The sequence below is a fragment of the Sandarakinorhabdus sp. genome, assembly GCF_032115815.1.
In the GTDB taxonomy this organism is placed as follows: domain Bacteria; phylum Pseudomonadota; class Alphaproteobacteria; order Sphingomonadales; family Sphingomonadaceae; genus Sandarakinorhabdus.
Genome location: NZ_JAUMBI010000182.1, coordinates 1 through 11,184, shown reverse-complemented (window position 1 = coordinate 11,184; position 11,184 = coordinate 1). Strand labels below are relative to the sequence as shown.

Sequence of the window (11,184 nt, the reverse complement as noted above, 5' to 3'; positions counted from 1 at the left end):
TGCGCACATGCAAGCGTTCCGCAGGCGCCAGCAATTTTTGGGTTTTGAGGCACATATGTCAGGTCAGGCAACCAATAACGCCGGTGGTGTCGGCATCGGCAAGTGGCTGGCGGCAGGCGCCGTCGTGATCGCCGTGGTTGGCGTGCTGGTCTATACCGGCACGCAGAGCCAGGTCGCCGCCGTGCGCACCGCCGATGTGAAGTATATGGCCGCCAACAAGAGCAAGCCCGGCGTGATCACCACCGCATCAGGCCTGCAATATCAGGTGATTCGCGCCGGCCAGGGCCCGAAGCCGGCTGCCAAGGACACGGTGCTGGTGCATTATGAAGGCAAGCTGATTGACGGCACCGTGTTCGATTCGAGCTACCAGCGCGGTCAGCCGGCGGCCTTCCCGCTTGATCAGGTCATCCCCGGCTGGACCGAAGGCGTGCAGCTGATGACGGTTGGTTCCAAATATCACTTCGTGGTGCCGCCGCAGCTTGCCTATGGCAGCCAGGGCGCCGGCGGCGTGATTCCGCCGGGTGCAGTGCTGGAATTTGATATCGAACTGCTGGCGGTAAAGCCGGCGCAGTAAGGGCAACCACTCCCAGCCGTCACCCCGGCGAACGCCGGGGCCCATCGCCCGTGCTGTGTTTACAATAGGCGCTGCCGTCACTTCCACCTTGCTCGAAATCACGGGCGGGAGATGGGTCCCGGCGTTCGCCGGGATGACGTGCGCGCTGGTTGTTGTTCAATTGTCCCGCAGCGACAGGAACCAGCGGTTGCGCAGCGCCGTCACCCAGGTGACGGGGTTCAGGCTGGTCGAACCATCCAGGCTGAAGGTGGTGAATTCGGCGCGGCCAACGATATTTTCCACCGGCAACAGGCCCAGCCCGCCCACTTCGGCGGGGAAGCGGCTGTCTTCGCTGTTGTCGCGGTTGTCGCCCATCAGGAACACATGGCCTTCCGGCACGATCACCGGTTCGGTGTTGTCCTGCGGCAGGTTGGCCAGATCGAGCACGGTATAGGTGCGGCCGCCCGGCAGCGTTTCGCGATAGGTGGGCAGGTGGCATTCGGCGGTGCCATCCGGCGTGATCACCCGATATTGCGCGTCGATCATCGTGGCGCAATCGCTGTTGGGCGTCACCTTCATCACTGTATCGGCCAGCTTCAGCTTGGGCACGGCCACGCCGTTCAGCCACAACTGGCCATCCTTCATTTGCACGGTATCGCCGGGCAGGCCGATCACCCGCTTGATCCAGTCATCCTGGGCGATCGGCGATTTCAGCACGACGATGTCACCGCGTTCCGGCAGGCTGCCGAACAGCCGGCCCTCTGTCTTGGGCAGTACGTTCAGCGACGGCGAGAGATAGGAATAGCCATAGGGATATTTCGACACGATCAGCCGATCACCCACCAGCAGGCCGGGCAGCATTGAGCCTGACGGGATGTAGAAGGGCTTGGCAACCGCGGTGTGGACAGCGAGCACGGCCAGCGCCAGCAGGAACAGCTGCCAGGCTTCCTCCGCCCAATTGATCTTCTTCTTGGTCGCCACGGCTTCGGTCATTCCACACCAACTGTAATGAGCACGATGGCCTGCGCCCAGGGATGGTCGTCAGTCATCGTCAGATGAATCGCCGCCTTATGCCCGTTGGGCGTGATTTGTGCCAGCCTTGCCGCCGCGCCGCCCGAAAGCTGCAGGGTGGGCTGGCCGCTGGGCAGGTTGACGACGCCCATGTCGCGCCAGAACACGCCCTGGCGAAAGCCAGTGCCCAGCGCCTTGGCACAGGCTTCCTTGGCGGCAAAACGCTTGGCGAAGGTGGCAGCGCGGGTGAGTTCGCGGCGGTTGGCCTTGGCCTGTTCGATGTCGGTGAAGATGCGGTTGATGAAGCGGTCGCCAAAGCGATCAATGCTGCTGGCAATGCGCTCGATATTGCACAGATCGGAACCCAGGCCGATCAGCGCCAATCCCGATGGCACCATCAGGCCGCTCAAGCGCGTGCCTCATCCATCAGGCCACGCATCCGGCGGATGGCGGCATCAAGGCCGACGAACACCGCTTCACCGATCAGGAAATGGCCGATGTTGAGTTCGGCCAGCTGCGGCAGCGCCGCGACGGGCAAGACATTGTCATAGGTGAGGCCATGGCCGGCGTGCATTTCCAGGCCCAGCGCAGCGCCGGTTTCCGCGGCGCGGGTCAGCCGGGCGAGTTCGCGCTCGATCTCGTCGGGGGTTTCGGCGTGGGCATAGGGGCCGGTGTGCAGTTCCACCACCGGAACACCCAGCCGGGCAGCGGCCTCCAACTGGCGATCATCCGGCGCGATGAACAGGGAGACGCGGATGCCAGCGTCCTGCAGCCGCGCCACGATCGGCTGCAGCGTGTTGTGCTGGCCGGCGGCATCCAGCCCGCCTTCGGTGGTGCGTTCGGCGCGGCGTTCGGGCACGATGCAGGCGGCGTGGGGCTTGTGCGCGAGCGCGATGGCCAGCATCTCGTCGGTCGCGGCCATTTCGAGATTGATCGGCAACGAGATGGCGCCGGAAAGCCGGATCAGATCATCATCGGTGATGTGGCGGCGATCTTCGCGCAGATGGATGGTGATGCCATCGGCACCGGCGGCGGCGGCCACTTCGGCGGCGCGGAGCGGGCAGGGATGCAGGCCGCCGCGCGCGTTGCGGATGGTGGCGACATGATCGATGTTGACGCCAAGGCGGAGGTGGTTGGGGCGCAGGTGACTGGTCATGCGTCGATCGCCTTGCAGGCTGCCGCGCTGAGCAGATCATGGCCAAGGCCCTTGCCCTGCCACAGTTCGCCAAATTCGGTATCGTCGCGGTTGGTCATGGCGATCAGCACGATGTTGCGTTCGGGCAGGATATAGTTGCGCACCTGCACGCCGCCAATGGCACCGCGCCGTTCGATAATGCGCTGGGCGCTGTCGCAGCCACGCAGCGGCACCGTGTAGGCCCATTGGCCGAGCGCGGCGTAGCCATATTGCGGCCGGCCTTCCCACATCTTGGCGCGGGCAGCGGCCGGCAGCAGCTTGCCATTGATCAGCGCCTGATCAAACCGCCACAGATCGCGCACCGTGCCGGTGATCGCACCGGCCGCGCCATACGCCGCAAGGTTCACCGGCGCTTCGCCCAAACCGGCAACATGCGGGCCAGCGATGCGCACGCTGGTCATGCCGAGCGGGCGGATGATGCGTTCGGTGAGCAACTGCGCATAGGGCTTGCGGTTGACAGCTTCGAGCACGCGGCCGGCGATGATGTAATCGCAATTGTCGTAATTGAAGCTTTTGCCCGGCTGATCGCGCACCGCGCCGGCGCAAACGGTTTCGGGCAGCACCCGGGCGCCGGGACGGAAGGCGGCGCCGTTGTTTGCATTGCTGTCGGGCAGGCCCGAAGTGTGGCCCAGCAGCATGCCCACGGTGATCTGCTTGGCTGTCGGCCCCTTGAAGGCGGGCAGGTAGCGGGTGATCGGTGCTTCCAGATCAAGCCGGCCTGCGGCCACATCCTGCATGGCAATGGTGGCGGTGATCTGCTTGGTCACCGAAGCCCAGCGCCAATTGTCGGCCGGCAGGAAATCCGATGGCGTGCGGGCGCGAACCATGCGCTGCGGCACCTTGGTGCCAAAGCCCTTTTCCAGCGTGACCTTGCCGCCTTCCGACAGCAGCACGATGCCGGCAAAGCCGCCGAAATCGGCGGTCTCGGCGACCCTGCCGGCCGGTTCCGGTCCATAGAAGGCCGCGATCATGGCGATCAGCGGGATCATGCCGCGCGGCTGCCCGGCTTGATGGCGGGAATGGCCTCAAGCTCGGGCGGCAGCGCGTCGGGCTGATAGCTCGGCACGTCCAGCCGGATCAATGGCGTGAACGGCACGCCCAGATCGGCCTTGCCATTGGAGCGATCGACGAGCGAGGCGGCATGGATCACCCCGCCGCCGGCGGCCGTGATGGCGGCGATGGCTTCGCGGCTCGACAGCCCGGTGGTGACGACATCTTCCATCAGCAGCACCTGCTGCCCCGGCTCCAGCCGGAACCCGCGGCGCAACTCGAACGTGCCGGTCGGCCGTTCGACGAACATCGAATCCACGCCCAGCGCGCGGGCGAGTTCATAGCCGCAGATCAGGCCGCCCATCGCCGGCGCGATCACGGCGGTGATGCGCGCCTTCACCTCTGCCGGGATCTTTGTGGCCAGCGCCACCGCCAGCCGCTCCGCCCGCGCCGGGCTCATCAGCACCCGCGCGCATTGCAGATAGCGCGGGCTGCGCAGGCCGGATGACAGGATGAAATGGCCTTCCAGCAGGGCTTCGGCGGCGCGGAATTCGGCCAGCACGTCATCGTCAGTCATCGTCTTCACTCCATTCGCGCCCGCATTGGCAGTGCGCCGATGGCGACGCAAGCGGCCTTACAACCGCACCCTGTCGGCCGAGACCACCGCTTTCACCTGGCGCAGGGCCGCCAGGATGGTGGCGAGGTGGCCCACGCTTTCCACTTCGATATCAACGATGTCGGTATGGAATTCGCGATCCCGGTGCTTCAGCGCCAGCCCGACGATATTGGCGTTGTGCGCCGCGATGCTGGCCGCCAGGCTGGCCAGCGCGCCGGGCTGGTTGTGCACGACGACGGCAATGCGCGCCGCAGCGCCCGCGGTTTCGGCACCCCATTTCACATCCAGCCACTCGCCGCTTTCATCGGCGAGATGGTTGCAATCGATCACGTGCACCGAAATCGGCCCGTCGGGTTCGCGCACACCCACGATGCGATCGCCCGGCACCGGCCGGCAATGATCGCACAGCAGGAAGCCGACACCCGGAGTCAGCCCCTCGATGGAAATGCTTGCGGCCGCCTTGGCCCTGGCGCCGCGTGGCCGGCTGGGGCGTGACGCGGCGCCGGGCGCCAGCGCTTCGGCGACCTGATCGTCAGACAGCCGATTTTCCGCCATCGCCAGGTGCAGTGCGGCGCGATCATGCAGCTTCAGCCGGCCCAGCGCCGGCCCCATGATCTCGTCGTTCAGGGTCAGCTTCAGCCGGCCCGCCACCGCGTCGAGCAGCTTGGCCCCCATCGCCAGCAATTCCTCGCGGCGCTTGTGGCGCACGTGGCGGCGGATGGCGGCGCGGGCCTTGGCGCTGGCGACGAACGCCTCCCATGCGGGATCGGGCGACTTCACCTTGCCCTTCAAGATCTCGACCTGGTCGCCGTTGACCAGCCGTGTGCGCAGCGGCACGGCGCGGCCGTTCACCTTGGCCCCCACGCACCGATCCCCCAGATCGCTGTGCACGGCATAGGCGAAATCCACCGGGGTGGAATCGCCGGGCAACTGGTACAGCTCGCCCTTGGGCGTGAACACGAACACCTGATCCTGGAACATCGCCAGCCGGGCGTTTTCCAGCAGTTCTTCCGGGCTCGCCGCATCCTGCAGCACGTCGAGCAGATCCTCGATCCACGGATAGGCCTCGCGCGCTGGAGCGCCATCGGCGCCCAGCTTGTAAGCCCAGTGCGCGGCAACGCCATATTCGGCTTCCTCATGCATCAGCCGGGTGCGGATCTGCACCTCGATGCGCGCCGCTTCGCCGCCTAGCAGCACCGAGGTGTGCAAGCTGCGATAGCCGTTCGATTTGGGCGTCGAGATGAAATCCTTGAAACGGCCGGGTACCATCGGCCAGCGGCCGTGCACGATGCCCAGCGCCCGGTAACAGTCGCTCTCGTCATCCAGGATCACTCGGAACGCCATCACGTCGGAAAGTTGTTCAAAGCTCATCTGCCGCGCCGCCATCTTGCGCCAGATGCTGTAGGGGCGCTTTTCGCGGCCAGTGACGGTGGCGGCGATGCCCTTGGATTTCAGCAGATTTTCCAGCGCGCCGGTGATGCGGTGGACATTGGCGCCGCTGGTATCGCGCAGCCGCGCCATGCGCTGGCTGATCATCTCGCTGGCCTCCGGCTCCAGATGGCTGAAGGCCAGTTCCTGCATCTCCTCCATGAAGCCATACATGCCGATCCGCTCGGCCAGTGGGGCATAGATGTCCATGGTTTCACGGGCGATGCGGCGGCGCTTTTCCTCCTTGGCGATGTGGTGCAGCGTGCGCATGTTGTGAAGCCGGTCCGCCAGCTTGACCAGCAGCACGCGGATATCGGTGGACATCGCCAGCAGGAACTTGCGCAGATTCTCGGCTTGGCGCTCGCTCTCCGTCTGCGTTTCGATCTTCGACAGCTTGGTGACGCCATCGACCAGCCGGGCGACGTCGGGCCCGAACAGCCGCTCGATCTGCTCCTGCGTTGCCACCGTGTCCTCGATGGTGTCGTGCAGGATGGCCGTCGCGATCGTCTTGTCGTCCAGTTTCAGGTCGGTGAGGATGCCGGCCACCTCGACCGGGTGGCTGAAATAAGGGTCACCACTGGCGCGCAACTGGCTGCCATGCGCTTTCACCGAAAACACATAGGCGCGGTTGAGCAGATCCTCATCCGCGTCGGGATCATAGGCCTTGACCCGTTCCACCAATTCATACTGGCGCAGCATAGCCGATTATCTTGGGGGGGATTGGGGGTTTAGTCGAGTGCTGAATGGCAGGATGTGGCGCTTGTGGGCGCGGCCGACGGCGGAACTGCCGAGTCCGCTTGTGTGGAGAAGGAAGGTAGAGAGAAGAAAGAACGTGGCGGAGCCACGCCGTCAGACGACATGAAAAAGGCGGCTGGAGAGCCGCCTTTTTCAATCGCTGGCCGGAGTGCGGCGAGTCAGGAAATAGCTGCGCTATTTCCAGCCGCCTTACTCGTAATCGCCACCCATGTTCTGATTCCGCGGCGGCTGCGCAGCGGTGATGCGCAGCGCTTCGGCGGAGGCCGAGAGCGACCCGATCACATCCGGCGTGTCATCATCTTCAGCCTGCACGCGCTGCATGCCCTGCACCATCGTCTCGCGCAGATCAGTCGGCTTGATCGTCTCTTCGGCGATCTCGCGCAGCGCCACGACCGGGTTCTTGTCGCGGTCGCGATCGATGGTCAGTTCCGAACCCGACGAGATGTTGCGGGCGCGATGCGCGGCCAGCAGCACGAGGTCGAACCGGTTGGAAACCTTGTCGACGCAATCTTCAACAGTGACGCGTGCCATGAAATGGCTCCAGCAATGATGGAATGGGAATGGCGCTCCCTGACGATTCGAAGGCGCAAAGTCAAGGAAATTGCCCGTCCACGATGGTGGCGTGTCTTGACTCTGTGGTCTCGCCCCCCTAACGGACCCGCTTCGCATCTGGCCCCGCACCCCGGTGAAGCGGCGGCCCACTCCGACAACAGGTCGGTTTGGCGAGACCGGGTAGGCCCGCCAATCCCGGCAGGCCGTCAAAGCTGAGGTGAACAATGTCCAAGCGTTCAAACGCCAAGTACAAGCTCGATCGCCGCATGGGCGAGAATATCTGGGGTCGTCCGAAGAGCCCGGTCAACAAGCGTGAATATGGCCCCGGCCAGCACGGCCAGCGCCGCAAGGGCAAGGTCAGCGATTTCGGCATCCAGCTGCGCGCCAAGCAGAAGCTGAAGGGCTATTACGGCGACGTCACCGAAAAGCAGTTCCGCAAGGTTTATGCCGAAGCGGTGCGCATGAAGGGCGATACCTCGCAGAACCTGATCGGCCTGCTCGAACAGCGCCTGGACATGGTGATCTATCGCGCCAAGTGGGCACCGACCGTGTTCGCCGCCCGCCAGATCGTCAACCATGGCCACATCTGGCTGAACGGTGTTCGCTGCAACATCGGTTCGGCCCGCGTGAAGCCGGGCGATGTGCTGGAGCTGGGCCCTAAGGCCCGCGAGATGGCGCTGGTGCTGGAAGCCCAGAGCCTGTCCGAGCGTGACGTGCCGGAATATGTGTCGGTTGATGGCAACAAGGCCAGCTATGTCCGCGTGCCGACGCTGGATGAAGTGCCGTACCCGGTGAAGATGGAACCGAACCTGGTCGTCGAGTTTTACAGCCGTTAATGCGGCGCGTGGACAACGCGCAGCGTTGTCCACAGACTCGCATCGGCTCGGCCAGCGAACGAAAAGGGCGGCTCTACAGCCGCCCTTTTTGATTCGTCTGACGGCGTGGCTCCGCCACGCACTTCCTTCTGGTCTTCCTCTGCAAACCCAGCGGACTCGGCGGCTTTGCCGCCGGCCGCGCTTGATCAATACCCCGTTGGAGCCACCGTCCGCCCCAGGAACTTCAGCCGCGTGATCCACGTGTGCACTTCCAGGCCCGGCGTGGCGTGGGTGGCGCCGGGATAGACCATCAGATCAAACGGCGTCTTTGCCCGTTGCAGTGCCGTCATCAGCGCGGTGGAATTCTCGAACACCACGTTGTCGTCGGCCATGCCATGCATCAGTAGCAGCGGATCGCTGATCTTTGCTGCGTCCCCCAGCACGCCGGACTTGGCATAGACAGCAGGCTCCGTGACCGGGTTGCCGAGATAACGCTCGGTGTAGGCGGTGTCATAAAGCTCCCAGCGGGTGACGGGCGCGCCAGCAATGCCGGCGGCAAAAGCGCCGGGCGCGGCTTCCAGCAGCTTCAGCACCATGAACCCGCCATAGGACCAGCCGTTGACGGCGACCTTCCCCGCCCAAGGCTGTGCCTTGATCCAGCCCAGCGCTGCCAACTGGTCCTGCACCTCGACGCCGCCCATGGCGCGGAAGATCGGCGCCTCAAACGCCATGCCACGATTGTTGCTGCCACGATTGTCGAGCTGGAACACCGCCCAGCCCTTTGACACAAGATATTGCTCGATGGGGGAGGTGAACTTGCGCGTCACATTGTGTGCATGGGGCCCGCCGTAAACCTGCATCAGCACCGGGAACGGGCCGGGGCCGGCGGGCTTCAGCAGCCGCCAGTCCATCGCCTGCCCATCGGCGGCGGCGAGCGTGCCGAACTGCGGTACGACATGGGCAGCCAGATAAGGTGCGTAAGGGTGGCTGCCGTCGAGGTGATTCTCCTCGATCCACGCCAGCCGCTTGCCCGCCCCGTCGCCCAGCCACACCTGCGCCGGCTGGCTGGGGGTGGAACTGGTGACGATCAGGCGCTGGCCGGCATCGTCCATCACCGCTTCGTGCCAGCCGCCCGGCGCCGTCAGTCGCTGCGGTTTGGCGCCGGCCTTGCGGAAATCGAGGCCATAGACCTGCTTTTCCAGCGTGGAATCGGCAAAGCCGGTGAACCACAGCCGGCCGCGCTTCTCATCGACGCCGACCAGTTCATCCATGACCCATCGCCCGCGCGTGAGCTGCTGCGCCGTGGCGCCCTCCAGTCGATAGAGGTGGCGATAGCCATCGCGCTCGCTGGCCCACAGGATGCTGCCGTCCTTCAGCGGGCGGAAATAGTCGTGGACATTGACCCAGGTCTTCGCGGTTTCGCTCGCCAACACGCGCGAGGCGCCGGTGTTAGGATCAACCGCGAGGATATCGAGCCGCTGCTGATCGCGGGCCAAGCGCTGCACATAAAGCGTCCTGCCATTCACCGCCCAGGCGACGCGGGCCACATAGATGTCCGCCGACGGGCCGAGATCGACCTTCACCTTGGCCGAGCCATCCGGGTTCACCAGCCACAGCGACACATCGGCATTGGCGGTGCCGGCCGCCGGATAGGCCTGGGTGAACAGGCGGGTGCCATCGGCGCCAATGGCGGCGCGCGTGACCTGCTTGACCGGGGTTTCGTCGACGCGCGCCACGGCGATGCGGCTGTCATCGGGTGCCCACCAATGGCCGTCGAACCGGTCCAGCTCTTCCTGCGCGATGAATTCGGCGACGCCCCAGCTCACCTTGGGGGTCGTCTCGCCGGCCACCTCGCGTTCCGCACCGCCAGCCAGCGGCTGGACGAACAGATGGCCGTCGCGCACGAAGCTGGCAAAACCGCCCTTGGGGCTCAGTTGCGCGTCTGTCTCGGTTTGTGGCGTCTGCGTCAGCCGCAAAACGCTGCCATCCAGAGCGGCCACCCACAGATCGCCGTCCACCGGCACCAGCAGGCGTTTCGCATCGGGTGCCCAGGCATAATCGGTGATGCCTTTCACATCGGCGATGCGGCGGCGCTCGCGGTTCATGCGTTCTGCTTCGGACAGCTTGGCCCCACTGGACAGCTTTTCCGAATCGACCAGCATGCGGCTTTGCCCGGTCGCGGTGTCCACGGCCCACAGGTCGAATCGGTCCTTGTCGCTCGTTCGGCTTTTCAGCAGGGTCGCCAGCCGGCCATCGGGGGACAGTTTCAGCACCCGCGGGCGCGGACCGCCCAGCGCGGGCGAAGCGAAGACGCGTTCAAGCGTCAGCGGCTGGGCTGCTGCCTGCGCCGCAGGCTGGGCCATCACGGGAACGGTAACCAGCAGCGCCGTGCCCAACAATGCGAACTTCATTCCCATTCCCCCCAAATCCCGAGCCGGGCGGGCATTTCCGCCGGCTGCGCGAATATGACAATCGTGCGTCATTGCCGCACCCTTGCTCCTGCGCCAAGTGGCTGCTAGCAAGAGGTTAGCAACTTTATTCGTTGTCATTTTCTGTGTTCTCCGCGCTGCCGCCGCACATGCTGGCTGGTGTTTGGCGGATGGGCCGGGAAATCATGGTCGCCGCCTTGCGTCGTGCAAGCCGGGTCGGCCGCCGAAAAATGACCCGAAAGGCACGCGGATGACCGGATTGATCGAACTGGCGAAAGGACAGCGCTTCATGCGCCGTCTGGCCAGCGGTCAGGCCGCCGCGCCAGCTGATTTCACCCCACTTTCTCGCATCTGCCGGCGCCATCATTCCGATGTTGCCGGCATTTTCATATCGCGTCGCCCTGTTGCCGCCCGCTTGTCGGGTGTGGAGGCTTGGGTTGGCGCCACGGAGACCATCAATGTCAAACCGCATGCTTATCGACGCCCGCCACCCGGAAGAAACACGAGTGGCCGTGGTCAACGGCCAGCGCATCGAGGAATTTGATTTCGAAGCAGCTGATAAGCGTCAGCTCAAGGGCAATATCTATCTCGCCAAGGTGACCCGGGTTGAACCGTCGCTGCAGGCGGCGTTCGTGGAATATGGCGGCAACCGCCACGGCTTCCTGGCCTTTTCCGAAATCCATCCCGATTACTACCAGATCCCCAAGGAAGACCGCGACGCCCTGCTGCGCGAGGAAGCCGAACTGGCCGCCGACGATCATGGCCATGATGGCGACGGCGACGAAGACAGCGATGATGTGCAGGAAACCGGTGGCCATCACGATGAGCCGTCGGACGCG

Annotated in this window: 12 protein-coding genes; 3 read left to right on the top strand and 9 right to left on the bottom strand. The window is 64.8% G+C overall.

The genetic code is table 11. From position 1 onward, the window contains the following. Positions 1 to 55 precede the first annotated feature (55 nt). Complete coding sequence (locus RT662_RS10785) at positions 56 to 574, top strand: FKBP-type peptidyl-prolyl cis-trans isomerase (RefSeq protein WP_022680768.1); 519 nt, start codon at positions 56 to 58, stop codon at positions 572 to 574. 156 nt (positions 575 to 730) lie between these two features. On the opposite strand, the gene lepB is transcribed toward RT662_RS10785, so the two are convergent. The 7 genes from lepB to rpoZ form a co-directional block, all read right to left on the bottom strand. Beyond that, the gene (gene lepB, locus RT662_RS10780; RefSeq protein ID WP_313670708.1) at positions 731 to 1,546 is read right to left on the bottom strand and encodes a signal peptidase I; all 816 of its coding nucleotides are present in this window, start codon (positions 1,544 to 1,546) and stop codon (positions 731 to 733) included. After that, positions 1,543 to 1,962: a holo-ACP synthase gene (gene acpS, locus RT662_RS10775; RefSeq protein WP_313670709.1), complete on the bottom strand. Its 420-nt coding sequence runs from the start codon at positions 1,960 to 1,962 to the stop codon at positions 1,543 to 1,545. Before acpS ends, lepB begins: the two co-directional genes overlap by 4 nt. A gap of 8 nt (positions 1,963 to 1,970) precedes the next feature. Beyond that, entirely contained in the window at positions 1,971 to 2,720 is a 750-nt protein-coding gene (locus RT662_RS10770; RefSeq protein ID WP_313670707.1) for a pyridoxine 5'-phosphate synthase, read from the bottom strand. Then, on the bottom strand, positions 2,717 to 3,748 hold the full coding sequence (locus RT662_RS10765) for a serine hydrolase domain-containing protein (RefSeq protein WP_313670706.1): 1,032 nt from the start codon (positions 3,746 to 3,748) through the stop codon (positions 2,717 to 2,719). The genes RT662_RS10770 and RT662_RS10765 overlap by 4 nt, the downstream gene beginning before the upstream one ends. Next, on the bottom strand, positions 3,745 to 4,326 hold the full coding sequence (gene pyrE, locus RT662_RS10760; RefSeq protein WP_313670705.1) for an orotate phosphoribosyltransferase: 582 nt from the start codon (positions 4,324 to 4,326) through the stop codon (positions 3,745 to 3,747). Before pyrE ends, RT662_RS10765 begins: the two co-directional genes overlap by 4 nt. Positions 4,327 to 4,383: 57 nt before the next feature. Continuing rightward, the gene (locus RT662_RS10755; RefSeq protein WP_313670704.1) at positions 4,384 to 6,492 is read right to left on the bottom strand and encodes a bifunctional (p)ppGpp synthetase/guanosine-3',5'-bis(diphosphate) 3'-pyrophosphohydrolase; all 2,109 of its coding nucleotides are present in this window, start codon (positions 6,490 to 6,492) and stop codon (positions 4,384 to 4,386) included. A gap of 246 nt (positions 6,493 to 6,738) precedes the next feature. After that, a complete protein-coding gene (gene rpoZ, locus RT662_RS10750; protein ID WP_313670703.1) occupies positions 6,739 to 7,080 on the bottom strand; it encodes a DNA-directed RNA polymerase subunit omega in 342 nt (113 codons plus the stop codon). A 245-nt stretch (positions 7,081 to 7,325) separates the two neighbouring features. Here rpoZ and rpsD point away from each other — a divergent pair, with 245 nt between their 5' ends. Further along, positions 7,326 to 7,937 (top strand): 30S ribosomal protein S4, encoded by a 612-nt coding sequence (gene rpsD / locus RT662_RS10745; protein WP_273434120.1) that lies wholly within the window; start codon positions 7,326 to 7,328, stop codon positions 7,935 to 7,937. Between the two features lie 185 nt (positions 7,938 to 8,122). On the opposite strand, the gene RT662_RS10740 is transcribed toward rpsD, so the two are convergent. After that, a complete protein-coding gene (locus RT662_RS10740; RefSeq protein WP_313670702.1) occupies positions 8,123 to 10,327 on the bottom strand; it encodes a S9 family peptidase in 2,205 nt (734 codons plus the stop codon). A 124-nt stretch (positions 10,328 to 10,451) separates the two neighbouring features. Then, a complete protein-coding gene (locus RT662_RS10735; protein WP_313670701.1) occupies positions 10,452 to 10,817 on the bottom strand; it encodes a hypothetical protein in 366 nt (121 codons plus the stop codon). Here RT662_RS10735 and RT662_RS10730 point away from each other — a divergent pair. Further along, the coding region (locus RT662_RS10730) for a S1 RNA-binding domain-containing protein (protein ID WP_313670700.1) at positions 10,816 to 11,184 on the top strand (369 nt) is incomplete at its 3' end. The two genes, RT662_RS10735 and RT662_RS10730, sit on opposite strands and share 2 nt — an antisense overlap.